This window comes from Cupriavidus sp. C2SS-8b, from assembly GCF_057073745.1.
In genome coordinates this window covers 1,299,766-1,324,502 of the sequence record NZ_CP172717.1, presented here as the reverse complement: position 1 = coordinate 1,324,502, position 24,737 = coordinate 1,299,766, and the positions used below count along the sequence as shown (strand labels likewise).

General features: G+C 65.4%; 20 protein-coding genes and 1 pseudogene. 14 read left to right on the top strand and 7 right to left on the bottom strand.

Features of this window, described 5'->3' with window-relative positions; translation table 11 throughout:
• Nucleotides 1–61 precede the first annotated feature (61 nt).
• The 7 genes from ACIGJB_RS23000 (at nt 62) to ACIGJB_RS22970 (ending at nt 9,511) form a co-directional block, all read left to right on the top strand.
• Nucleotides 62–2,125: an oxidoreductase gene (locus ACIGJB_RS23000; RefSeq protein WP_483734577.1), complete on the top strand. Its 2,064-nt coding sequence runs from the start codon at nt 62–64 to the stop codon at nt 2,123–2,125.
• A gap of 2 nt (nt 2,126–2,127) precedes the next feature.
• Nucleotides 2,128–4,053: a (Fe-S)-binding protein gene (locus tag ACIGJB_RS22995; protein WP_483734576.1), complete on the top strand. Its 1,926-nt coding sequence runs from the start codon at nt 2,128–2,130 to the stop codon at nt 4,051–4,053.
• A gap of 4 nt (nt 4,054–4,057) precedes the next feature.
• Nucleotides 4,058–5,227, top strand: a complete 1,170-nt coding sequence (locus ACIGJB_RS22990) for an electron transfer flavoprotein subunit alpha/FixB family protein (RefSeq protein WP_483734575.1) — start codon at nt 4,058–4,060, stop codon at nt 5,225–5,227.
• Nucleotides 5,224–6,009: an electron transfer flavoprotein subunit beta/FixA family protein gene (locus ACIGJB_RS22985; RefSeq protein ID WP_483734574.1), complete on the top strand. Its 786-nt coding sequence runs from the start codon at nt 5,224–5,226 to the stop codon at nt 6,007–6,009. Before ACIGJB_RS22990 ends, ACIGJB_RS22985 begins: the two co-directional genes overlap by 4 nt.
• Before the next feature lie 55 nt (nt 6,010–6,064).
• Nucleotides 6,065–7,312, top strand: coding sequence for an aromatic ring-hydroxylating oxygenase subunit alpha (locus ACIGJB_RS22980; RefSeq protein WP_483734573.1), 1,248 nt, complete (start codon nt 6,065–6,067; stop codon nt 7,310–7,312).
• A gap of 82 nt (nt 7,313–7,394) precedes the next feature.
• The gene (locus ACIGJB_RS22975; RefSeq protein WP_483734768.1) at nt 7,395–8,543 is read left to right on the top strand and encodes an FAD-binding oxidoreductase; all 1,149 of its coding nucleotides are present in this window, start codon (nt 7,395–7,397) and stop codon (nt 8,541–8,543) included.
• A gap of 104 nt (nt 8,544–8,647) precedes the next feature.
• A complete protein-coding gene (locus tag ACIGJB_RS22970) occupies nt 8,648–9,511 on the top strand; it encodes a glycine betaine ABC transporter substrate-binding protein (protein WP_483734572.1) in 864 nt (287 codons plus the stop codon).
• Nucleotides 9,512–9,586: 75 nt separating this feature from the next.
• Here the strand turns inward: ACIGJB_RS22970 and purU are convergent, their stop codons facing one another.
• Nucleotides 9,587–10,459 carry a formyltetrahydrofolate deformylase gene (gene purU, locus ACIGJB_RS22965; RefSeq protein WP_483734767.1) on the bottom strand — a complete coding sequence of 291 codons (873 nt, stop codon included), beginning with the start codon at nt 10,457–10,459 and terminating at the stop codon, nt 9,587–9,589.
• Between the two features lie 466 nt (nt 10,460–10,925).
• Here purU and ACIGJB_RS22960 point away from each other — a divergent pair.
• The 7 genes and pseudogenes from ACIGJB_RS22960 to ACIGJB_RS22930 form a co-directional block, all read left to right on the top strand.
• A pseudogene (locus ACIGJB_RS22960) lies at nt 10,926–12,089 on the top strand (quaternary amine ABC transporter ATP-binding protein); the annotation flags it as partial.
• Nucleotides 12,082–12,978, top strand: coding sequence for a choline ABC transporter permease subunit (choW, locus tag ACIGJB_RS22955; protein WP_483734571.1), 897 nt, complete (start codon nt 12,082–12,084; stop codon nt 12,976–12,978). The pseudogene ACIGJB_RS22960 and the gene choW, both read left to right, overlap by 8 nt.
• A gap of 77 nt (nt 12,979–13,055) precedes the next feature.
• Nucleotides 13,056–14,006: a GlxA family transcriptional regulator gene (locus tag ACIGJB_RS22950; RefSeq protein WP_483734766.1), complete on the top strand. Its 951-nt coding sequence runs from the start codon at nt 13,056–13,058 to the stop codon at nt 14,004–14,006.
• Nucleotides 14,007–14,090: 84 nt separating this feature from the next.
• Complete coding sequence (gcvT, locus tag ACIGJB_RS22945) at nt 14,091–15,242, top strand: glycine cleavage system aminomethyltransferase GcvT (RefSeq protein WP_483734570.1); 1,152 nt, start codon at nt 14,091–14,093, stop codon at nt 15,240–15,242.
• A 63-nt stretch (nt 15,243–15,305) separates the two neighbouring features.
• Nucleotides 15,306–16,196 (top strand): HpcH/HpaI aldolase/citrate lyase family protein, encoded by an 891-nt coding sequence (locus ACIGJB_RS22940; protein ID WP_483734569.1) that lies wholly within the window; start codon nt 15,306–15,308, stop codon nt 16,194–16,196.
• A 71-nt stretch (nt 16,197–16,267) separates the two neighbouring features.
• Complete coding sequence (locus ACIGJB_RS22935; protein ID WP_483734568.1) at nt 16,268–16,408, top strand: hypothetical protein; 141 nt, start codon at nt 16,268–16,270, stop codon at nt 16,406–16,408.
• Nucleotides 16,409–16,571: 163 nt separating this feature from the next.
• A complete protein-coding gene (locus ACIGJB_RS22930) occupies nt 16,572–17,720 on the top strand; it encodes a branched-chain amino acid ABC transporter substrate-binding protein (RefSeq protein WP_483734567.1) in 1,149 nt (382 codons plus the stop codon).
• 57 nt (nt 17,721–17,777) lie between these two features.
• Here ACIGJB_RS22930 and ACIGJB_RS22925 read toward each other — a convergent pair whose 3' ends face one another.
• From ACIGJB_RS22925 to ACIGJB_RS22900, 6 genes are all read right to left on the bottom strand, one after another.
• Entirely contained in the window at nt 17,778–18,686 is a 909-nt protein-coding gene (locus ACIGJB_RS22925; protein WP_483734566.1) for a carbohydrate kinase family protein, read from the bottom strand.
• A gap of 70 nt (nt 18,687–18,756) precedes the next feature.
• Complete coding sequence (gene pgl, locus ACIGJB_RS22920; RefSeq protein ID WP_483734565.1) at nt 18,757–19,452, bottom strand: 6-phosphogluconolactonase; 696 nt, start codon at nt 19,450–19,452, stop codon at nt 18,757–18,759.
• Nucleotides 19,439–21,115 (bottom strand): glucose-6-phosphate isomerase, encoded by a 1,677-nt coding sequence (pgi, locus tag ACIGJB_RS22915; protein WP_483734564.1) that lies wholly within the window; start codon nt 21,113–21,115, stop codon nt 19,439–19,441. Before pgi ends, pgl begins: the two co-directional genes overlap by 14 nt.
• A gap of 51 nt (nt 21,116–21,166) precedes the next feature.
• On the bottom strand, nt 21,167–22,648 hold the full coding sequence (gene zwf / locus ACIGJB_RS22910) for a glucose-6-phosphate dehydrogenase (RefSeq protein ID WP_483734765.1): 1,482 nt from the start codon (nt 22,646–22,648) through the stop codon (nt 21,167–21,169).
• 46 nt (nt 22,649–22,694) lie between these two features.
• A complete protein-coding gene (locus tag ACIGJB_RS22905; protein ID WP_483734764.1) occupies nt 22,695–23,645 on the bottom strand; it encodes an ABC transporter substrate-binding protein in 951 nt (316 codons plus the stop codon).
• 37 nt (nt 23,646–23,682) lie between these two features.
• Nucleotides 23,683–24,705 (bottom strand): ABC transporter permease subunit, encoded by a 1,023-nt coding sequence (locus ACIGJB_RS22900; protein WP_483734563.1) that lies wholly within the window; start codon nt 24,703–24,705, stop codon nt 23,683–23,685.
• Between the last annotated feature and the right edge of the window lie 32 nt (nt 24,706–24,737).

Sequence of the window (24,737 nt, the reverse complement as noted above, 5' to 3'; positions counted from 1 at the left end):
CACCGTAGCCCGCCCGCACTACCACAAATACGAGACACACCAACGCCAGAGGTCGTCCGCGATGCGTTATCCCCACCTGTTCAAACCTTTGCAGCTTAACCAGCTGACGCTGCGCAACCGGATCGTCAGCACGGCGCACGCGGAAGTGTATGCCGAGCCGGGCGGCTTGCCTGGCGACCGCTACGTTCGCTATTACGAGGAGAAGGCGAAGGGCGGTGTCGGCCTGGCGATCTGCGGCGGCTCGAGCCCCGTCTCGATCGACAGTCCCCAGGGCTGGTGGAAGTCGGTGAATCTCTCGACCGACAAGATTATCGATCCGCTCTCGCGCCTGGCAGAAGCGATGCACAGGCACGGCGCCAAGATCATGATTCAGGCCACGCACATGGGACGCCGCTCGGCGTTCCACGGCGAGCACTGGCCGCATCTGATGTCGCCGTCCGGCGTACGCGAGCCTGTGCACCGCGGCAATGCGAAGATCATCGAGCCCGAGGAGATCCGCCGCATCATCACCGACTTCGCGGCCGCAGCCAGGCGCGTGAAAGACGCCGGCATGGACGGCATCGAAATTTCGGCCGCGCACCAGCACCTGATCGACCAATTCTGGAGCCCGCGCACGAATTTCCGCACCGACGAGTGGGGCGGCAGCCTGGAGAACCGGCTGCGCTTCGGCGTCGAGGTGCTGCAGGCCGTGCGCGAGGCGGTTGGCAAGGACTTCTGTGTGGGGCTGCGCATGTGCGGCGACGAGTTCCATGAAGACGGCCTCGATCATGAGCAACTGAAGGAGATCGCGCAGGCAATGTCCGAGTCGGGGCTCATCGACTATCTCGGTGTGATCGGCTCCGGCGCCGACACGCACAACACGCTCGCGAACTGCATGCCGCCGATGGCGCTGCCACCCGAGCCGTTCGTGCATCTGGCCGCGGGCATCAAGTCGGTGATCAAGGTGCCGCTGATGCACGCGCAAAGCATCCGCGACGCGGGCCAGGCCGAGCGCCTGCTTGCTAACGGCATGGTCGACCTGGTCGGCATGACGCGCGCGCAGATCGCCGATCCGCACATGGTCATCAAGATCCGCGACGGCCGCGAGGACGAGATCAAGCAATGCGTCGGCGCCAACTACTGCATCGACCGCCAGTACAACGGCCTTGACGTGCTGTGCGTGCAGAACGCGGCGACCTCGCGCGAAGCGACGATGCCCCACCTCATAGAGAAGACGCGCGGCCCGAAGCGCAAGATCGTCGTGGTCGGTGCCGGCCCGGCCGGCCTGGAAGCGGCGCGCGTTGCGCGCACACGCGGCCATGATGTGGTGCTGTTCGAGAAGAACACTGAAGTGGGCGGCCAGATCCTGCTCGCCTCGAAGGCGCCGCAGCGCGAGCAGATGCAGGGCATCGTGCGCTGGTTCGACATGGAGACCAAGCGCCTTGGCGTCGACCGGCGCCTGGGCGTGGAAGCGGACGCGAAGACGATCATGGCGGAGAAGCCGGACATCGTCGTGCTCGCCACGGGCGGCCGGGCATTCTCCGATCAGGTCCCTGGCTGGGCCGTGGCCGAGGGTCTCGCGGTCAGTTCGTGGGACGTACTGGCGGGCAACGTCGAGGCGAAGGAAAACGTGCTCGTCTACGACGGCGTGAGCACCCACGCCGGCGCGGGCGTTGCGGACTATCTGGCCAGCCGCGGTGCGAAGGTCGAGATCGTCACGCCAGACGTCAAGGTGGCCGACGACTGCGGCGGCACGACCTTCCCGATCTTCTATCGCCGCCTGTATGCGCAGGGCGTGATCCATACGCCGAACTACTGGCTGGATCGCGTCTACAAGGAGGACGGCAAGACGATCGCGGTGCTGCGCAACGAGTACACCGAAGAGCAGGAGGAGCGTGCGGTCGACCAGGTGGTGATCGAGAACGGCTCGACGCCGAACGACGCGCTGTACTGGAAGCTCAAGCCGGAATCGGTCAACCGCGGCCAGGTCGACGTGCACAAGCTGTTTGCGTCGGAGCCGCAGCCGTGCCTGTCCGAAACGCTTGGCAATGGCCGCTTCCTGCTGTTCCGCGTCGGCGACTGCATCTCGATGCATAACATCCACGGCGCGATCTACGACGCGCTGCGGCTCGCGAAGGACTTCTGACCATGAATCCGTCCCTCCTGATTACCGTTCTGCTCTGGCTGTCGGTGGCGGGGCTCGCTTTCGCGGTCGTGAAGCGCGCCTCCTACTGGCGTCTCGGGCGGGCGACCGCGCCCGGATCGTTCGGCATCACGAACTTGCTGGCGATCCCGAAACGCTATTTCGTCGACCTGCACCACGTCGTCGCCCGCGATCCGTACATTGCGAAGACGCACGTCGCCACCGCGGGCGGCGCGCTGGCTGCGCTGGCGCTGGTATTCGTCAACTACGGCCTTGCTATCTACTCGCCATGGCTGGACAAGGCGACGTTTGCCGCGGCACTTGCGATGCTGATTGGCGTGGTATTCGTCTGGCGCCGCCGCGCCGCGAAGGATGTGCCCGCGCGCCTGTCCAAGGGGCCATGGAACACGCTGCCCTGGCTGCTCGGTTCGTTTGCGCTCGGCCTGGTGCTGTTCGTGGCCGTGCCGGCCGACCTGATGTCGGGCGCGTTTGCGGTGATCTGCGCGCTGCTGATCGGCGCCGGTGCCTTCGCGATGACATTCGGCGCGGCCAGAGGCGGCCCGATGAAACACGCGATCGCCGGCCTCATGCATCTGGCGTTTCATCCGCGCCAGGAGCGGTTCGCGGGCAAGGCCGACGCGTACACAGGCAGCGGCACCGCCACGCCGCCAACCGCGCTCAAGCTGCCGGAGATCGAAAAGCAGGAGTACGGCGTTGCGCGGCCCGTCGAGTTCCGCTGGAACCAGCTGCTGAGCTTTGACGCCTGCGTGCAGTGCGGCAAGTGCGAGGCCGCTTGTCCCGCGTTTGCCTCGGGCCAGCCGCTCAATCCGAAGAAGCTGATCCAGGATCTCGTGGTCGGCATGGCGGGTGGCACCGATGCCGCGTATGCCGGCAGCGCGACGCCCGGGATTGCCGTCGGGCGCCATCGCGGCGAGCCGAATGGCCCGATCGTGTCGGGCCTGATCGAAGCGCAGACGCTGTGGTCGTGCACGACCTGCCGGGCCTGCGTGCAGGAATGCCCGATGCTGATCGAGCATGTCGATGCGATTGTCGACATGCGCCGCAACCAGACGCTTGTCCATGGCACCGTACCGGGCAAGGGCGCCGAAGTGCTGGCAAACCTGCGCGAGACCGGCACGATGGGCGGCTATGACACCGCGGCGCGCTATGACTGGTCGGTCGACCTCAATGCGCCCGTGGCGCAGCGTGGCAAGTCGGTGGACGTGCTGATCGTTGCCGGCGAAGGCGCCTTCGACATGCGCTATCAGCGCACGCTGCGGGCCTTCGTGAAGGTGCTGAACAAGGCCGGCGTCGATTATGCCGTGCTTGGCGGCGCGGAAACCGACACGGGCGATGTGGCCCGCCGGCTTGGCGACGAGGCGACGTTCCAGCAGATGGCGAAGCGCCTGATCGGCACGCTCGGGACCCTGTCATTCGGGCAGATCGTGACGGCGGATCCGCACGTGATGCACAGCCTGCGCAACGAGTATCGCGCCCTGGGCCTGCGCGTCACGGTCAAGCATCACACGAGCTATCTGGCCGAGTTGGCGGACAGCGGCCGCATCGCGCCGAAGGCCGTCGAGGCGCTGCGCGAGAAGCGCACGACTTATCACGACCCATGCTATCTCGGCCGCTACAACGGCGAGACCGAGGCGCCGCGCAAGCTGCTGAAGACGATCGGCATCAAGGTCGTGGAGATGGAGCGCAACGGCATGCGCGGCCGCTGCTGCGGCGGCGGGGGCGGAGCGCCGCTGACCGACATCCCGGGCAAGCAGCGCATCCCCGATATCCGCATCGCCGATGCGCAAGCCGTGGGCGCGGAAGTCGTTGCGGTCGGGTGCCCGAACTGCACGGCAATGCTGGAAGGCGTGGTCGGGCCGCGCCCGGAAGTGCTCGATGTAGCCGAACTCGTTGCGGCCTCGCTGGAGTGACCCGATGAACAAGATTCCACGTATCGATCCGCGCCGGCCCTTCGTCGTGACGGCGGCGGGCCTGAGAAGGATCACGCTGGGCGAGACCGGCAGCGCGGATCCGAACACCGCGCACTGGGCCGCGCACGCGCACGGAGCGCCAGCGGCCAGGCCGCGCCGCCAGGTCGGCGATCCGCAGCACGTACTGCTGGTCGCTGCGCACAGCGAGCGCGGCGCGCTCGACGACCATGCATGCCAGGCGCTTGCCGCGGCCGCGTTGCTTGCCGACGCGCAGACCGAGGTCGCGCTGCTGGTGTTCGGTGAGCTGAAGGACGACGCGGCGGTGCTTGGCGCCGACAAGGTCATCGTGCTGCCGGCGTTCGATCGTCGCGCGTTTTCGCCCGATGCCGAGTTGCGGGCGTTGCTGGCCTGCGCGGCGGCGTTGTCGCCCAAGCATGTCTTCCTGCCTGATAACCCGACCAGCGACGGCGATCTCGGCCGCCGCTATGCCGCGGCGACGGGTACGAGCGTCGCGACGCAAGTGGTCGAGATCGACGCGCACCACGTTGGCGCCTATGCCCAGGCGAAGCGTGCGTTCGCGACACGCTCGCTTCCCGACGTGATCTTGCTCGCACCGGGCGCGGTCGACACGAAGCTGCCGTTCACCGGCGCGGGCCAGTCGCTGTCCGGCGACTTCCTGCTCGGGATCGGCGACGGCTCGCAGCCGTACCGCGATCTGGGCCTGGACGAGATCGATGCCGCACAGGTCGCACTCGAGGAAGCGGACTTCATCGTGTCCGCCGGCAACGGCGTGGCCGACATCGGCGCGTTCGAGCGGCTCGCCGGCGTGTTCGGCGCGGCGATCGCCGCGAGCCGCGTCGCCGTCGACAATGGCCATTTCACGCGCGACAAGCAGGTCGGCGCGACCGGCAAGACCGTCGAGGCGAGTGTCTATATCGCCTTCGGGATCTCGGGCGCCGTGCAGCACCTGCAGGGCATCAAGGACTGCCGTCATGTGATCGCCGTCAACCAGGACGGCAGCGCACCCATCGCCAAGCGCGCGAACCTGACCATCGTCGGCGACGCGAAGGAGACCATCGCGGCGCTGATTGACGCGGTGCAGGCCGCGCGCCGCGGGAACGGACGAACGCCGGCCACGGCCAGCGTGCACGAACCCCTAGGAGCCGCAGCATGAACGCCCCCCAAGCTATCCGACGCATCGCGGTGCTGGTGTCCGTCGGCCGTCAGCCGGTCAGCGGTGCCACGCGCTACAGCCGCAACGACGCGGCGGCGCTCGAGATCGGCCTGGCGCTTGCGGGCAAGCATGGTGCCCAGCTCGCCGTGCTGCACGCGGGCGATGCCGCCGAGCCGGCGCTTGCCGACTACCTGGCGCTAGGCGCACGTGAAGTCGAGGTGCTCGCATGCGGTACCGGGGGAGACGCCGGACGCACACTGGCCGCGCGCGTCAAGGATTACGACCTCGTGCTGACCGGCACCCGTGCGGAAGGCGCGTACGACACCGGGATGCTGCCGTACCAGGTCGCCGCCGCGCTGGGCCGCCCGCTGGTTGGCGCGGCTGTCGACGTCGATGCCGCGCACGGGCGCGTCACCGTGCGGCAGTTCCTGCCCAAGGGCGTGCGCCGGCGCGTCGAGGCGGTTCTGCCGGCCGTGGTGGCCGTCCATCCACTCGCGAACGCGCAGCCGCGCTATGCGTATGCACGGCTGCGCGCGGGGGCGGTCCGGACGGCGCCCGCCGCACGATACGAAGACGCCGATGCCGCCGCATGGACGATGGGCGCTCCCGAACGCAAGCCTGTCAGGCTCGCCGCCGCCGAGAAGCGCAGCGGGCACGCCCGGATGCTATCGGCGACGACCACCGAAAGCCGTGGCGGCAACGTCGTAAACAGTGGGACTTCGGTCGAAAAAGCACAAGTCATCCTCGCGTACTTGCGCGAGCATCAACTCATTGACTACTGATGTTGCCGGTCTGTTGGCAAACAAACCAGGAATGCAGGGAATCCGGAGCAAAACGATGAACGTATCGGTATCGGCAGACATTCGTACGCTGGTGGAACGGCGCAAGCAGGGTTACAGCCTCGAGGCACCCTTCTATCAGAGCGAGGAAATCTTTGCGCTCGACATGGAGGCCATTTTTCGCAAGCACTGGATCCAGGTGGCGGTCGAGCCCGACGTGCCCGAGCCGGGCGATTACGTGACTGTCGAGCTGGGCCACGACTCGATCCTGATCGTGCGCGACGACGACATGCAGGTGCGTGCGTTCCACAACGTGTGCCGTCATCGCGGTGCGCGGCTGTGCAACGAGGACAAGGGCACGGTCGGCAACATCGTCTGCCCGTATCACAGCTGGACCTACAACCTGAACGGCAACCTGATCTTCGCCGAGCACATGGGCGAGAAGTTCGACCGCTGCAAGCACAGCCTCAAGTCCGTCCATGTACAGAACCTGGCAGGCCTGATCTTCGTCTGCCTGGCGGACGAACCGCCCGCCGATTTTGCCGCGCTGCGTGCCGCGATGGAACCGTACCTGCTGCCGCACGATTTGCCGAACACGAAGATCGCCGCGCAGGTCGACATTATCGAAAAGGGCAACTGGAAGCTCACGATGGAGAACAACCGCGAGTGCTATCACTGCGTGGCAAACCATCCCGAGCTGACCATCTCGCTGTACGAGTACGGATTCGGCTATCAGCACTCGCCGGCCAATGCCGAGGGCATGCAAGCGTTCGAGCAGACCTGTATCGAGCGCGCCAGGCAGTGGGAAGCGATGGGACTGCCGTCGGCCGAGATCGAGCGCCTGCTGGAAACGACGGGGTTCCGCACACAGCGCCTGCCGCTGGACCGCAGCGGAGAGTCGCAGACACTCGACGCGAAGGTCGCCTCGAAGAAGCTGCTTGGCCAGTTCGGGCAGGCCGACCTGGGAGGGCTCTCGTTCTGGACACAGCCGAACTCGTGGCATCACTTCATGAGCGACCACATCGTCACGTTCTCGGTGATCCCGCTATCGGCCGGCGAAACACTCGTGCGCACCAAGTGGCTTGTCCACAAGGATGCGCGTGAAGGCGTCGACTACGACGTGAAGAACCTGACGGCGGTCTGGAACGCGACCAACGATCAGGACCGGGTGCTGGTCGAGTACTCGCAGCGCGGCTCGGCTGGCAGCGCGTACGAGCCGGGCCCGTACTCGCCGTTCACCGAGGGTCTCGTCGAGAAGTTCTCGGCGTGGTATGTCCGCCGGCTCGCCGAGCAGATCGGCGCCTAGGCCGCGAACAAGCCGCGAACAGGACAGCAAGCAAGCGAGTAGGCAAACAGGAAACAGCGAAGCGAAAGAGGCGGAAATGGAGATGATGCGCGATGCGGTCCAGTTCGAGCCGGCCGACTGCCGGGTGACGCGCCCGGCGTTCTGGAGCGCGCTCCCCGAGCGCTGGACCAGCGACGTCGAGGAGACGCTGGTGTGCTGCCACGTGCGGCACGAAACGCACGACGTGAAGAGCTTCTTCTTCCGTTCACCGGAAGGGCGCGCGTTCGTGTTCGAGCCGGGCCAGTTCATCACGCTTGAACTCGATATCGAGGGCGAAACGATCAACCGCTGCTACACGATCTCGTCGTCACCGGCGCGGCCGCACACGATCTCGATCACCGTCAAGCGGGTGCCGGGCGGCAAGGTGTCCAACTGGCTGCACGACAACCTGAAGCCGGGTGCGCCGATCCGCGTGCTGGGTCCGGCCGGCGAGTTCACGTGCGCGCGGCATCCGGCCAGCAAGTTCCTGTTCCTGTCGGCGGGTTCGGGCATCACGCCGCTGATGTCAATGAGTCGCGCGCATCATGACCTGGGCGAGGACCGGGACATCACGTTCGTGCATAGCGCCCGCACGCCGGATGACATCATCTTTGCGCGCGAACTCGACCTGATCGCCTCCAACCACGCGAACTTCCGCACATCCTTTGTCTGCGAGCGGGTCGGTGCGCGTACCAGTTGGCCAGGCGTGACGGGGTTCTTGTCCCTGCCGCTGCTGAAGCTGATCGCGCCGGACTTCATGGAGCGCGAGATCTTCACATGCGGGCCGGCGCCATACATGAAGGCCGTGCGCGACCTGCTCGACGAGGCGGGATTCGATCGCGGTCGCTACCACGAGGAAAGTTTTTCTTTCGAGACGCTGGCGGGGGAGGCCGCGGCCGAAGCGTCTGATGCCGGCGCGGAACCGGTGGCAAACGGCGATGCGGTGGCGGCGCAGTTCAGCGTCTGTTTTGCAAAAAGCCAGCGGGAGATCCTGTGCGGATCGGGGCAGCATGTGCTGGAAGCGGCGCGGCAATCGGGCGTGCGGCTGGCCGCCTCTTGCACGCAGGGCATGTGTGGCACCTGCAAGGTCCGGCTCGTATCCGGCCAGGTTGAAATGAAGCACAACGGCGGGATCCGCCAGCGCGAGATCGATCAAGGCATGGTGCTGCTGTGCTGCAGCAAGCCATTGACGGATCTCATCATTGACAAGTGAGGCAGCCGCCGGCCATCCGGTTGCCGGCCAATGACATCCGTCGCGCCTCTCTCGAAGATTGTACGTACACGGGGCAGTTCCGCTCCGGCCAATGGAGACATGCCATGAAGCTTCTCTCAAAGCTGTTGTTTACCGGCGCGGCGTCGGTGATGTTGACCTGGAGCGCGTTCGCGCTGGGGGATTCCAAACCGCCCTTGAAGATCGGTTACGTCGAGGGGTGGGATGACAGCGTCGCGACGACGAACGTGGCGGCGCGGATCATCGAGAAGAAGCTGGGGTATCCGGTGCAGCTCGTGCCGCTCGCGGCGGGCGTCATGTGGCAGGGCGTCGCACGCGGCGATCTCGATGCGACCCTCTCGGCGTGGCTGCCGGTGACGCAGGGCGCGTACTGGGACCAGTTCAAGACCAAGGTGGTCAATCTCGGGCCGAACTTTACCGAGGCCAGGATTGGCCTGATCGTTCCCGCATCCGTGACTGCGAAGAGCATTGACGACCTGAATGCACAGAAGGCGACGTTCGAAGGGCGCATCGTTGGCATCGATGCCGGCGCTGGCGTCATGCGCAAGACCGCCGAGGCCATCAAGACTTATGGGCTCAGTTATTCGCTGATGCCAAGCTCGGGCAGTGCGATGACTGCCGAACTGGCGCGCTCGATGAACGCGAACAAGCCGGTGATCGTCACGGGGTGGGCGCCGCACTGGATGTTCGCCAAGTGGAAGTTGCGCTTCCTCGAGGATCCGAAGAAGGTGTTCGGGGATGCCGAGCATGTCGACAACATCGTGAACCCGGGGCTGGAGACGAAGGCAAAGCCGGTGGTCGCATTCCTGAAGAAGTTCCAGTGGAAGCCGGGCGAAATCGATAGCGTGATGCTGGCCATCCAGGGCGGCACAAAGCCCGACGCGGCCGCCGATGCGTGGATCTCCGCGAATGGGGACCGCGTGAATACGTGGCTCGACGCCGAGCACTGATTCATAAAGCGAAGCCAGGAGATCAAGCAACGCCGGCCACGATCGCATTCCGATCGTGGCCGCTTTGCTTTGCGGTTACGGAAGGACGACGGTCCGGTCTCCATTGAGAAACACCCGCCGCTCGATGAACGCCTTGACGGCGCGGGAAAGCGTGATGCATTCGACGTCGCGTCCGACGGCAAGCAGTCGCTCCGGCCGGTACGAGTGGTCGACGCGTTCGACGGACTGCTCGATGATGGGGCCCTCGTCGAGATCGTCGGTGACGAAATGCGCAGTGGCGCCGATCAGCTTCACGCCGCGCGCATGCGCCTGGTGATACGGCTTCGCGCCCTTGAAGCCGGGCAGGAAGGAGTGGTGGATATTGATCGCGCGATTGGCGAGGGCGGCGCTGGTCTCGGCGGACAGCACCTGCATGTAGCGCGCGAGAATCACAAGTTCTGCGCCGCTCGATTCAAAGAAGTCAAGCCACCCGGCCTCCTGCTGTGCCTTGGTCTCGGGCGTAATCGGGAAGTGCCGGAAAGGGAGGTCGTGCTGCTGTGCAAGCGGGGCCAGGTCCGGATGGTTCGAGGCGATCCCGACGATGTCCATCTCGAGCTCGCCCATTCGCCAGCGGAACAGCAGATCCGCGAGGCAATGCTCAAGCCTGGACACCATGATCAGTACCTTCGGTCTGGCGAGCGCGTCGTGGATCGCCCAATGCATGCCGAAGTCGTCTGCAATCGGCGTGAACTCCTGCCGCAATACATCGACGTCCAGCGTTTGTGCTTGCGCCGGATGGAATACACAGCGCAAGAAGAAGCGGTTGCTCAGGTCGTCGTCGAAGACGGTCAACGCGTCGACATAGCAATGGTGGCGCTCGAGCATGCCGACCACCGCGGCCACCTGGCCCGGGGCGCTCGGGCACGACAGCGTGAGGATGAATGATTGCGAACGAGGCAGGGCGTCCATGGGATTCCTTTCATTGAGGGTGGCCTGCGGGCGCCTTGTGCGCACGCGCGTGCCATGCGCGAAGTAGAGCAGGACAATGGGCAGGCCGGATAGAACCGAAGCGCCGCGTGGCTGGTATCGGTGCGCCAGGGAAGATTGGCGGGCGCGACGCCTGAGCCTCGAGCGCACTGGTGCAGCGGGTCGCAATCGATCGATTGGACGTCGCATGCTGGCAAGCAGGCGCAGACAATCGGTTACGCGGATTGTCGGTGTCGCATTTGCGCAAGCACTTGTCGGAATTCATCGGCTGGGGACGGCCTTTTCTGGCAACTATGTAGGGGATCGCACGATATCTGTTTGCGATGCGACGAACCGAGTTAACCGGAGCATTCCAGGGAAGAGGTAGCAATGCACCGTCAGCGCCTTTCAAACGCAACAGGCGCGGGCATGCCATATGACGTATGAGTCCCCGCAGGACCAGGAGAAGGTTTCGATGGATAGTCCCAAGGTCGTGGTCGAAGGTCTGTGCAAGGTATTTGGAAGTAATCCGCAACAGGCGCTGGACATGCTCGCCGCCGGGTCGACGAAGGACGAAGTGTTCAGGCGCACCGGCCAGGTGGTCGGTGTCCATAACGTCTCGTTCGATGTCAAGGAAGGCGAGATCTTCGTGCTGATGGGCCTGTCCGGCTCCGGCAAGTCAACGCTGATCCGTCTCGTGAACCGGCTCGTCGAACCGACAGCCGGGAAGGTGTTGATCGGTGGCCGCGATGTCGCCGCCGTGAGCCGCTCTGAACTGATCGCGCTGCGTCGCAAGGACATGAGCATGGTGTTCCAGTCGTTCGCGCTGATGCCACAGCGCACGGTGCTGTCGAATGCCGCGTTCGGGCTGGAGGTCGCCGGCGTCGGCAGGAAAGAGCGCGAGCGCAGAGCGATGGATGTGCTCGAGCAGGTGGGGCTCTCGACGTTTGCGCAGAAGCTGCCGCGCGAGTTGTCGGGGGGCATGCAGCAGCGTGTCGGCCTTGCCCGGGCGCTTGCCGTCAATCCGTCCCTGATGATCATGGATGAAGCGTTCTCCGCGCTCGATCCCCTCAAGCGCAAGGAAATGCAGAACGTGCTGCTGCAGCTTCAGAAGGAGCATCGCCGCACCATCATGTTCGTGTCGCACGATCTGGAGGAAGCACTGCGCATTGGCAGCCGGATCGCGATCATGGAAGGCGGCCGGCTGGTGCAGGTTGGCACGCCGCAGGAGATCATTGCCAAGCCGGCCGACGACTACGTCCGCACGTTCTTCGACGGTATCGACACCAGCCGCTACCTGACCGCCGGCGACCTGATGCAGAAAGACGCCGTGCCGGTCGTGTCAAAGCTCGATGCGGCGAGCATTGCTGCGACGCTGAACGGACACGCCGCCTATGCCTTTGTGCTGGATGCCCAGCGCAAGGTCCGTGGCTGCGTCATGCGCGATGCAAAGGAAAGCGTGCGGCCCGTGGAAAGCATCCGGCGCAATGCGTCGCTGGAACACGTTGTCGAGCGCGTCGTCGCGAGCCCGAATGCGCTGCCGGTCGTCGACGACAATGGCTGCTACTGCGGGTCGGTAGACCGTGCCGTCATCCTCAAAGCTATCACGCACCTGAGAGGTCACCATGTCTGAATCCCTCCCGCTCGGCCACTGGGTCGACCAGTCTGTCCATTACCTGCTCGACCACGACGCGGCGACGTTCGACACCGTCGGGCGCGCGATCGAGGGCCTCGCCGCACTGATCGAGCGCAGCCTGCAGGCCGTGCCGATGTGGCTGATGATGGCGATCTTCATCGGCATTGGACTCTGGCGGGTCGGCTGGCGCTTTGCGCTCTTCACTGGCGCGTCGCTGTTCGTGATCTTTGCCACAGGGTTCTGGGATCAGACTGTCATCACGCTGGGCCTCACGCTGTCGTCGACGATCATCAGTCTGCTGCTTGGCGTTCCGCTTGGCATCTGGGCGGCGAAGAGCAGGGTGGTGGCGGCCATCGTGCGACCGATCCTGGACCTGATGCAGACCATGCCGGCGTTCGTTTACCTGATTCCTGCCGCGATGCTGTTCGGCCTGGGCCGCGTGCCGGGCATCCTTTCCACGGTGATCTTTGCCATGCCGCCGGCCGTGCGCCTGACGAGCCTGGGAATCCGACAGGTGAACATGGAGATCGTCGAGGCGGGCTATGCGTTCGGCTGCACGCCGTGGCAATTGCTGTACAAGGTGCAGTTCCCGAACGCGCTGCCGTCGATCATGCAGGGCGTGAACCAGACGATCATGATGGCGCTGTCAATGGTCATCATCGCATCGATGGTCGGGGCCGGCGGCCTGGGCAACGAGGTGCTCGCCAGCATCCAGCGGCTCGACATCGGCCTGGGCTTCGAAAGCGGCCTGTCGGTGGTGCTACTGGCCATTATTCTCGACCGCATTACGGAAAGCTTCGGCCGCGCGCCCGGCACCGCCAAGGCACCGCTTTTCTCTGGGCTCAGGCAACTGTTTTGCGCCAAGACAGCGACGGCGCAAGCCTGATCGCCGGCTCCTTCGTTCGCCAGGAGACTGACGTGAGCGCCATTGCCGCCGCGCTGCCCGACAGCGCACCCACTTCGATGTCGTCGCTCGCGCATTTCGGCTTCCTGACGTTGCCCGATTTCTCGATGATCGCGTTCTCGAGCGCCCTCGAAGTGCTGCGCATGGCGAACTATGCCGGTCGCGCCCAACATTACACCTGGTCGATCTATTCGCCCGAAGGGGCGCCGGTGCACGCTAGCAATGGCATCGCGGTACGGCCGACGCGCGCGCTCGATGCCTCGGGCTTGCCCGATGTCATGATCGTTTGTGGCGGCATTCGCATTCGCGACGCCGTGGACGATGGTACGCGCAGGATGCTCTCCCGGCTGGCCGGGCAAGGCCTTCCGCTGGGCGGCATCTGCACGGGCGCCTATGCGTTGATGTCGACCCATCTGCTGGACGGTTACCGCTGCGCCGTGCATTGGGAGAACCGGTCGGTCTTGCACAGCGAGTTTCCGCAGGTCCGGTTCGCCGACGAGTTGTTTGTCATCGACCGCGACCGGCTGACGTGCACGGGCGGCACGGCACCGATCGACATGATGCTGAATCTCGTAGGCTTGCGGTTCGGCCAGAAACTTGCCGCGCAGGTTTCCGAGCAGTTCATCCTGGAGCGGATCCGCAGTGCGACGGATCCGCAGCCGATCCCGGTCGATGCGCGGGTCGGCCTTTCGCGGGCCGAGCTGGTCGAAGTGGTACGGCTGATGGAGGCGAATATCGAGGAGCCGTTGTCGCTCGATGAACTGGCGCGGCTTGTCCGGCTGTCGCAGCGGCATCTCCAGCGGATGTTTCGGTTCTATCTGAACGTATCGCCCACCCACCATTACATGACCTTGCGCTTGAAGCGGGCCCGCGAGCTGCTGCGCACGACCAGCGCGTCAATCGCCCGTGTTACCGCGGTTTGCGGATTCCATTCGCCGAGCCATTTCAGCAATGCGTATCGCGCGCAGTTCGGTCATGCGCCCAGTCACGAACGCCGGCCGACGGGATGACCACCGGGGAGCACGGAGCGCTCGCCAGGGCGAGAATCCAACGCGCAGGATCGCGCGAGCTTGACTACAGAACTTGATACGCCGATGAGCCAGACGACCTTGCACGCATTGCGCACGCCACTGTATGAGCGCCACCTTTCCGTCCGCGCCCGGATGGCTGATGTGGATGGCTGGCATCTGCCAGTCGCTTACGGATCGCAGATCGAGGAGCACCACACCGTTCGCGCGGATGCCGCCATGTTCGATGTCTCGCACAGGGCCGTGGTCGACGTATACGGGTTGGACGCGCGAAGGCTGCTCGGCAAGCTTCTTGCCAACGACATCGGCAAGTTGAAGTCTCCAGGCAAGGCACTTTATTCGTGCATGCTGAACCGGGAGGGAGGCGTGATCGGTGACCTGGTGGTGTACTACCTGAACGATGAATGCTTTCGTATTGTCCTGAACGCGGACACCGCAAGTCGGGACATTCAGTGGATCCAGTCGCAGATCGGTGCGATGAAGAGTTCGGCGACCCTGGTTGCGCGCCGCCAGGATCTTGTCACGGGGGATGCGGAGCCCCTGGCAATGATCGCCGTGCAGGGCCCCCATGCCCGGCGGAAGGTGTTTCAGGCCATTCCATCCACACACGCCGCTGAGAAGGTGAAGCCGTTCAATTCCATGATCGTGCACGACCCTGTCGTGGGGGAACTGATGCTGGCGCGGACGGGGAAGACCGGCGAGGATGGGTTCGAAGTCATGATGCTGGCAAAGCATGCGGTTCAGGTATGGGACATGCTGCGTTCGGCCGGCATCTCCGCAGCGGGCCTTGACGCATGGGAAACCCTTCGGCTCGAAGCCGGCATGCACTTGCATGGGCGCGACATGGACCCACACACTTCGCCTTTTGACGTCGGCCTGGGTTGGACTGTGGAGCTTGGGCCGGAGCGCGATTTCGTCGGCAAGGCAGCGCTACGCGCTCGCCCCCAGGACTGGCAGTTCGTCGGACTCGCTTTTGAAGGAAGCGCCGCGGTTGCTCGCGCGCAGAGCCCGGTGATGTGTCTTGAAGGAGAAGTGATCGGGAAGGTGACGAGCGCAACCTACAGCCCGACGCTTCGGATCGCCATCGCTTTCGCGCTCGTCAACCCAGGCATCCAGTTCGGGACCTATGTCGATGTCGAGGTCTACGGCAAGAGAATCCCTGCCAAGGTCGTTCGTCCACCTTTCGTACGGGACGGAAGCTCCGTGCCGCAGCATTAGGGCGGCCGTCAACAACAGTCTGCCAGCGCTATCGCCTCGGCTGACAAGAACACCGGAACGCTTATGCATGACAACTTGCCACAGCGCTTGCGCTCACTGCTCTTCGTCCCCGCGGACAGTGACCGGAAGCTTGCGTCCGCGCTAAAGTCGGCAGCGGATGGGCTGGTGTTCGATCTGGAAGATGCCATCCCCGAGTCGGGGAAGGACGATGCACGGCGCAAGCTGGTGGCCTTTCTGGCGCAGCATCGCGCCGCGATGCAGCCGGCCCTGCTGGTGCGTGTCAACGGACTGGCGTCCGGCCATATCCTGCGCGACCTGGCCGCCGTGATCCCGTACCGGCCCAACGCGATCGTGCTGCCGAAGTGCCGCAGTGTCGATGATGTGCACCGCCTTTGCGATTTCCTTGCAGCCTTCGAATGCGCGCTGTTGGACGGCAGGTGGGAAGTCTCCATCATCGCGATGGCCACCGAGTCGTCCGAAGGCGTATTCGGATTATCGTCGTATCGCAACGCACCCATGCGGCTACGCGCGCTGATGTGGGGGGTGGATGACCTCGCCGCGGACCTCGGCGCTTTTTCCGCGCATGCAGGCAAGGAACTGACGGCCCCGTTTTCCGTGGCCCGTACCATGTGCCTGCTGGCAGCCGCCCAGGCGGGGATCGACGCCATCGATGCGGTCAGTACGAGGCTGACTGACCCGGCGAACATCAGCGAGGAGTCTGCCCAGGCCAAGCGCGACGGATTTTCGGCCAAGGCCGCGGCGCACCCGGCGCACATTGATGCCATCAACCAGGCCTTTGTCCCGCAGGATGAGGAAATACGCTGGGCCAGACAGGTGGTCGAGTCGTTCTCGGGCGTGGGGGCCTCGGGTGTGACCAGGCTGGGAAATTCCATGATTGACCGGCCCCACCTGCGGCTCGCCCATCGCATCCTGTGTCATATCGACGAGAGTTGATGCTTGCGGGGCAGGTCGACGAGACAGGGGGCTGCCGACGAGGGGCTCGCGGCAGGAAAGGACGAAAGCCAATGAGGACGAAGGAAATGCCCGTCACGATTCTATTCATGGCATGCCTTGCCGTTGCCTACTTCCTGCCGGATCGGATCTCGGTTCCGATGATGCTGATTGCGTCGATCGCGGCTGTGGTCCATGCGTGCCTGACGGATTAGCCTGTCTCTGGCTTCGGCGAGACGTCGCCGCAACGCTGGCTTGCCCATCCTGCGCCGGCACGGGAAACAGGTGTGCCCCTTCAGGCGGCGCCATTAGAATCCGGGTTGAGGGGTGGGCCGGTGACAGCGCCGCGCCGATTCCCCGAGTCGACGGAGTTGACTGATGATCCACTTTCCGCGACGGCTGTACGTTGCCAGCCTGATCGCTGTGTTGCTGTCCTTCACCTGGAGCCAGTCATATGGAGAGATGGTCGTCGGAATCGGCGTGTCCAGTCCTCTAACGGGAATCAATGCCGCCAATGGCAAGGATATCGAGAATGGTGTTCGTCTCGCTGTGGAAGAGGCCAACGCGCAGCACATCAAGCTGGATGGCCGGGAGGCCCGCTTCGAACTTCATTCGGTTGACGACGAAAGCGACCCCCGCATAGGCGTCCAGGTCGCCCAGAAGCTGGTCGACGATGGTGTGGCCGTCGTTGTGGGGTACTACAACTCGGGTGTTGCCATTCCATCCGCACGGGTCTTCGCCAGCGCGGGCATACCGATGATCCATCCTGCGGCGACCAATCCGGCCATTACGCATCAAGGCCCGAAGACGGTGTTCCGCATCATTGCGACGGACACCCAAAACTCCGGTACGGCGGGAAAGTACGCGGTCAATGTCATGAAGGCGCAGCGGATTGCCGTGATGGACGACCGGAGCGCGTTCGGCCAGGGGGCCGTGGACGAGTTCAAGAAGGCCGTGACGAGCGCCGGCGGAAAAATCGCGATCGCTGAATACACCAGCGACAAGGCGGTCGAGTTCAGCGCGCAACTGACGAACATCCGGGCGGCCAACGCCGACCTGCTGTTCTTTGCCGGCCTGGACAACCAGGCGGCGCTCATCGCGAAACGGATGAAGGAGCTCGGCATGCGAACCCGGTTCGTCGGCAGCGGTGGCATCGCCGACAGTATTTTCCTGAACATTGCAGGTCCCGCTGCGGAAGGTGCGATGGCCTGGGAGTACGGGCGTCCTGTCGATACACTGCCGCAAGGCAAGGCCTTCATGCTGAAGTTCAGGAAGCGCTTTGGTACCGACAGCCTGATCTATGCGCCGTTCGCGTACGACGCCACGTGGGTGGCGATCCATGCGATGAGGCAGGCCAACTCCGCGAAGCCCGGCGAATTCGTGCCCGCGCTACGGGCCATGCAATACGACGGCATCACGGGGAAAATTGCCTTCGATACGAACGGCGACCTGAAGAATCCGACCTCGACGCTCTATCAGGTAAAGGGCGGCCGTTGGTTTCCGGTAACGACCATAGGCGCCGAATGACGGAGTTTGCGGGCCGGAGTGAGTAAGCCAGGCCGCCTCAGCAGGTGGCGGAGACGTTCAGCCGGCCAGGCTGTCTAATTCTTGCCGCAAGGGGGCGTATGCGCCGGCATGGCCGGCAGCCACTGCCGCGGCGGCAGCGGCCATCCGTGCCTGCGCCGCAAGGTCCGGCCGTGGTTCGGCCAGCACCGCGGCTATCCACCCGCCCATGGCGGCATCCCCGCAACCTACGGTGTCGGCAACATTGACCCGGAACGCTGGCTGCTCCACCACGCTGTCGGACTGGAGCAGGGTCAGGCCGTCGGCGCCGCGCGTGAGCAGGATGGCGGCGTCCGGCGCCATGGCCCGCACCTGCGCGAGCGCTGCCTCCAGCGCCAGTGCCGGAAAGAGGCCCGCCAGGTCTTCATCCGAGAGCTTGATGTAGGACGCCAGCCCAAGCATGTGTGCAAGCGCTTCGCCATAGCCCGGCGCGTTCATCAGTTTGCGGTAGTTTGGGTCGAATGCAATGCGCTTGCCGGCCCCCGCCGCTTGCGTGGCTTCCGCGCACAGGCATGCGGCCAACGGCTGACGTGCCAGGCTGATGGAGCCAAAGTGAATGACTTGCGCCGCCTGACGCCAGCCCTGCGGCAGCCGGGACGGGTCGAAATGCAGGTCGGCACTGTCGTCGCCCACGAAGAAGTACTGAGGGGGATGGCGCGAAGCGACAAAGGCCAGGAAGGGCGAGCGATCGACACGTTGCAGGAAGCGCATGTCCAGGCCGGCCTGCTCGCTGGCCTGGGCCAGTTCGTCGCCGAACAGGTCCCGGCTGACAGCGCCGGCAAACGCCGTGTCGATGCCCAGGCGCGCGCCTACGCGCGCCACGTTCCAGCAGGACCCGCCAGGCAGGCCGAGCCAGCTTCCGTCGGCCTGGCGAACCATGTCGGTGAGGGCTTCGCCGAAGACGACATAGCGGGGCAAGGGCTTGGACATCGGTGACTCCTGTATCTGGGGTTACGCGCACTGCGCGCCTGGTTTGACAGGGAGAAGGCTCGCGGCTGGACTATTGCGTCCAGTAGACGTCCACGGGAGTGCTTTGCTGATGCAGCAGGTAGCTGACCGGCAACATCGGCGTGGGCTCCAGCGTGGCGGCATCGAACGCCTGCTTCTTCCGGGGTCCGCGAATGCCCACCAAGACCCGGCTCGCGCGCAGCAGGGCACTCAGGTTCAGGCTGACGCGACGATGCGGTGCGGCGCGCGGGCTCAGCGCCAGGTAGCCCGGCGGCCCGTTCGGGGACAGGCCCTCGGGCAGTTCCGGCGCATCGGGGAACAGCGACGCAGTATGGCCGTCTTCGCCCATGCCAAGGATGACGAGGTCGGGTTGACGATAGCTGCGGTTCAGGGCGGCCACGACCGCCGCGGCGTCGATCTGGTCAATTTCCGTGCAGAACGGTGGGACCGGCGGCTGGAACGATGCGCGCGACGCGGCCTGGCGCAGCAGCCGGTTGCACACCAGGCGCGCGTTGCTGTCGGCGTGGCCGAGGGGCACCAGGCGCTCGTCGACCAGCATCACGCTGACTCGGTCCCAGGGCAGGGCGCGCTGCTGTAGGGCCTCGAACAGCGGGAGCGGCGAACGACCGCCGGAGACCGCCAGGCAAGCCTGGCCCTTTTCGGACAAGGTACGCTGCAGTTCGCCGGCCACGGCTTGCGCCATGGCTTCGACGTGGGCGGCGGCATCATGGGGTTCAATCAGGCGCATGGCTCCCCCTGCACGTCCCTGTCATGGCGTGATGCGGTGTGGCGGTGTGGTTCTGGCTTCGCACGCGGCGGATCAGCGCGGCGGTCGAGGCGTCATGCGGCAGGGGCGGCGCGCCTTCCAGTTCGCGTTCGATAGGGCCGGCCAGTTTCTTGCCGAGTTCCACGCCCCATTGATCGAAGGAGTTGATGTTCCAGAGTGTGCCCTGCACGAACGTGCGGTGCTCGCACAGGGCGAGCAAGGCCCCCAGATGGAAGGCATCGAGTTGCTGCAGCAGCAGCGTGTTGCTGGGACGGTTCCCTTCGAACACAAGATGCGGCACCAGGCTCTCGTCAAGCTGCCCTTCGGCGCGTACCTCGTCGGCGGTGCGACCGCGCAACAGGGCTTCACCCTGCGCAAAGCAGTTGGCCAGCAGCTTGGTATGGTGGCCGGGCAGGTCACTGTGCGGCTGCAGGCAGGCGATGAAGTCCACCGGTATCAGTTGCGAGCCCTGGTGCACCATCTGGAAATAGGCATGCTGGCCGTTGGTACCGGTGGTGCCCCATACCACTGCGGCGGAGCCGGCCTGCAGCGCCGCGCCGTCGTGCTGCACCGACTTGCCGTTGCTCTCCATCTCCAGTTGCTGCAGGAAGGCCGGGAGCAGTTCCATCGGCTCGCAATAGGGCGCTACGCAGCGGCTGCCTGCGCCCAGGAAGCTGCGGTACCAGACATCGAGCAAACCGAGAATCATCGGCAGGTTCTGTTCGGGCGGCGCACTGGCGAAATGCCGGTCCATGGCCCTTGCGCCGTCCAGCAGCAGACGGAACCGGTCAAAGCCGATCGCCACGGCAATCGACAGCCCGACGGCCGACCACAGTGAGAAGCGCCCGCCGACCCAGTCCCAGAACGGGAACATGTTGACCGGGTCGATGCCGAACGCCGCCACGGCGTCGCGGTTGGTCGACACGGCCACGAAGTGGCGAGCCAGGTCCGCCTGCGTGGCCCCGTGGCGCAGGAACCAGTCGCGCGCGGTGCACGCATTGGCCATGGTTTCCAGCGTAGTGAAAGTCTTGGAACAGACGATCACCAGCGTGGTGGCCGGCGCCAGGCGTGCCAGCTTGCGGGCCAGCTCGCAGCCGTCCACGTTGGCGACGAAATGCATGCGCGGCGCGGCTTCCTCATCCTGCACCAGGGCGCGGCACACCATGCGTGGCCCAAGGTCGGAACCGCCGATGCCGATGTTGACCACATCGGTGATGGCGCGGCCGTCAAAGCCTGTCCATGCGCCGCTGCGCACTTGCTGCGCGAAGCGTTCCATCTGCGCGAGGACCGCCGACACATCGGGTTCTACCGGCACGCCGAGTGCCCGGAAGCCATCGCCGGGGCGGGCACGCAGCGCCATGTGGAGGGCGGCGCGGCGCTCGGTGGTGTTGACCGGCTCGCCGGCAAACATGGCATCGCGACGCTCGCACGCGCGGGCCTCGCGGGCCAGCGCGAACAGCAGGGCCAGGGTCTCCTCGGTGACGCGGTTCTTGGCGTAGTCAAGGGTCAGGCCGCAGGCCTCAGCCGCCATGCGTTCGGACCGGGCCTGGCCGTGCGGGCCCGCAAACCAGTCGCGCATATGGGCATGACGAATGCTGGCCGCATGTTCACGCAGGGCCTGCCAGGCGGGGAGGGACGTCGACATCGGGAGCTGCTCCATGCGGGAATCGGGATAGGCGATGAACGGGAATTCGGACTACATCTCTTCATGCCAGGCCATGCCGTCGCGCGACAGCAGGGCGCTGGATGACGCCGGTCCCCAGGTGCCGGCGGTGTACAGCTTGGGAGGCGCGTTGGTGTTCTCCCATGTCCGGAGAATGGGAGCGACCCAGCGCCAGGCCTGGGCCTGTTCATCCCTGCGCACGAACAAGCCCAGCCTGCCGCGGATGACATCCAGCAGCAGGCGCTCGTACGCGCCCATGCGGCGTACGCGTGGACCCGCCCCCGGGCGTTGCAGGTCCAGCGAAGCCGGCACCAGCGCTTGCGTGTCACCGGGCTGCTTGGCCAGGAAATAGAGCCGGATGCTCTCTTCCGGCTGCAGCGTGATGACCAGCCGGTTCCCCGCCGGCGTGCCCAGCGGGCGCGCGAACAGGGCGCAGGGCACATCGTGGAAATGGATGACGATCTCCGCCACGCGCGACTGCATGCGCTTGCCCGTGCGCAGGTAGAAGGGCACGCCGGCCCAGCGCCAGTTGGCGATCTCCGCCTTGATGGCGACGAAGGTCTCGGTCCGGCTCTCGGGCGGGATACCCGGCTCGCTGACATAGCCCGGCACCGGGTTGCCCCCGGCAGCACCGCGGCAGTACTGGCCACACACGACCTTCTCGGCCACGTCCTCGGGCCGGATCGGCCTGAGCGCCTTGAGGATCTTCAGCTTCTCGTCGCGGATCGCGTCTTCGGACAGGCTGGCAGGCGGCTCCATGGCCACCATGCACAGCAACTGGAGCAGGTGGTTCTGCACCATGTCACGCATCGCGCCGATGCCGTCGTAGAAATTGCCGCGCCGCTCCACGCCCAGCTCCTCGGCGATGGTGATCTGCACTTCCTTGACCCATTCGCGCCGCCATAGCGGCTCGAACAGGACATTGCCGAAGCGCACCGCCATCAGGTTCTGCACGGATTCCTTGCCCAGGTAGTGGTCGATGCGATAGATCTGGTCCTCCGCAAAGAACTTGGCCACTGCCGAATTGATCGCCTCGGACGACTCGAGGTCATGGCCCAGCGGTTTCTCGAGCACGATGCGGCTGCGATGGCCGGTGAGCCCGACGCGCTCCAGCTGCTCGCAGATCCTGACAAAGAGGTGTGGCGCGGTGGCCAGGTAGCACACCACCACTTGTGCGGCACGGGCATTCACCAGCTCGGCCAGTGCATCGAAGCCCGGCTCGGTGTTGGCGTCGACCTGCAGGTAAACGATGCGTTCCAGGAAGGCCGGCCACGACGAGGCCACGGCGTTGCCCGCCAACGCGGGCAGTACCTCGTCGTTGAGCATGGCAAGGTAGGCCTCGTGGGCCAGCGGCTGGCTGCCCAGCGCGAGAATGCGGCCTTGCGGATGCAGCGCGCCTGCAGCATGCGCGTCGAACAGCGCGGGCAGGAGCTTGCGGCGGGCCAGGTCGCCGGTGGCGCCGAACAGTACGAAATCGAAATCCGGGGCCTGCGCGCCGGTTTTGGTGCTATCCATCATGTCGCCTGGAAGGTCTGAAAGGGGGTCGAGTTTGGCCGGGGCGCTATCTCGGCGCCGCCCAGCCCTTGTAGTCGCGGACATTGGCGCGCGTGACCAGGGTGGAGGGCAGCAGCACCACCGGCCTGGCGGGCCGCTGGCCGTTCATCATGCCGACGCCGAGCTGCACCGCGGTGCGGGCAATGGCCCACGGGTCCTGGCTGGCCGAGGCCTGCACCAGCGTGTCGGCCTTCAGCGCCGCCTCGATGTCGGGCGCGCCGTCGACCGATGCGATCAGGATGCCGCGCCGGTTGAGCTGGCGGGCGGCCAGGTCGGCGCCGACAGCCTGCGGGTCATTGATGGTGAACACTGCATCCACCTTGGGAAAGCGCGTCAGGTAGAGCTGCATCACGTTGAGCCCGCCTTCGCGCGATCCCTTGGCGTCCTGGTCGTCGGACAGGATGCGGATGTCCGGGTGTTTCGCCAGCACCGTCTTGCAGCCCCTGACGCGGTCCAGCACGGCCGACACCGGCGGCCCGTTCTGGATGATGAGGTTGCCGTGGCCGTTGAGTCGTTCGGCAAGGAAACCGCAGGCCAGCTCGCCGGCCTGGAGGTTGTCGGTCTGCACGGTGGCGTCCGCACCGGCTGCGGCCACGTCCACCGCCACCACCACGATGCCCGCCTTCTTCGCTTTGCGCACGGCCGGTTCGATGGCGCGCGCGTCGGCGGCGTTGATCAGGATCAGATCCACGCCGGCGACGATAAAGCTGTCGATATGCGAGAACTGCTTGTTCAGGTCATAGTCGGCCGACAGCACGGTGACCTTGGCCTGCGGGTTGACCTGCTTCGCGGCGGCTTCGGCGCCGTGGGCCAGCGCCACGAAGTATGGATTGCCGAGGGAGCCAAGCGTGACGCCCACCTTCTTCAACTGCCGCGGCGCAGCGGCCGTGGAGGTCTCGGCAGCCGGGGCTTGTGCCGTCGCACCGGCAATGCAACATGCGCCGAGCGCGACTGCCATCAGGAATTGCTTGATCACTTCTGTCTCCTGCGTGTGCTCAGGTGCGGGCCGAGCCCTTCTGGCGATAGCGGTCCAGCGCGACCGCGCCGATGATGACCAGGCCCTTGATGATGTACTGCCAGATGTCCGACACGCCCAGCAGCACCAGGCCGTTGGAGAGTGCCGCGATAATCAGCGCGCCGATCAGGGTGCCGCCGATGGAGCCGACGCCGCCGACAAAGCTGGTGCCGCCCAGGATCACCGCGGCGATCGCGTCCAGCTCATAGGATTGCCCGAGCTGCAGGCCATTGGCCGCGTACAGGCGCGAGGCAGACATCACGCCGCCAAGCCCTGCCAGCAGGCCGGATACGGCATAGACGAACAGCAGTACGCCCCACACCTTGATGCCCGACAACCGCGCGGCCTCGGCGTTGCCGCCCACGGCGTAGATCTGCAGCCCCAGCACGGTCCGGCGCAGCACGACCCAGGACACCGCGATCACGGCACAGGCGATGATCACCAGCCACGGCACGCCCAGCACGTCGCCGTTGCCGATGAAGGCAAAGCCGATGTCGGGGTTGTAGACGGTGCTGTCATGTCCGGCCAGCCGCGCCAGCCCGCGCACCGCGGTCAGGCTGCCCAGCGTGACGATGAAGGGCGGCAGCTTCATGAAGGCGATCAGCGCGCCATTCACCAGCCCGAACAGCAGGCCGCACAGCAGGGCGGCGGGCACGCTGAGCGCGGACAGTTCGGGCGTCAGCGAAGTCAGCATCGCCGCCACGGCCGAGATCGAGAGGATGGAGCCGACCGACAGGTCGATCCCTCCGGTCAGGATGACGAAGGTCATGCCGGCCGCCAGCACCAGGTTGATCGACGCCTGCTGCGCGATGATCGACAGGTTCTGCAGGCTGGCGAAGTTGTCGGTCAGCAGCGTGAAACCGGCGCACAGCAGTACCAGCACGGGCAGCATACCCAGTGCCCGCAGGCGCTCCTGGGTGGTGGCGCCGCGGCGGCCGTCAGGCGTGTGCGCCGCGCCGTGTGAAGCTACGGCGTGTGCCGTGGGATGGATTGAATTGCGCATGGTGTCTCCTGAATCTGTGTGGCGGTACTTGC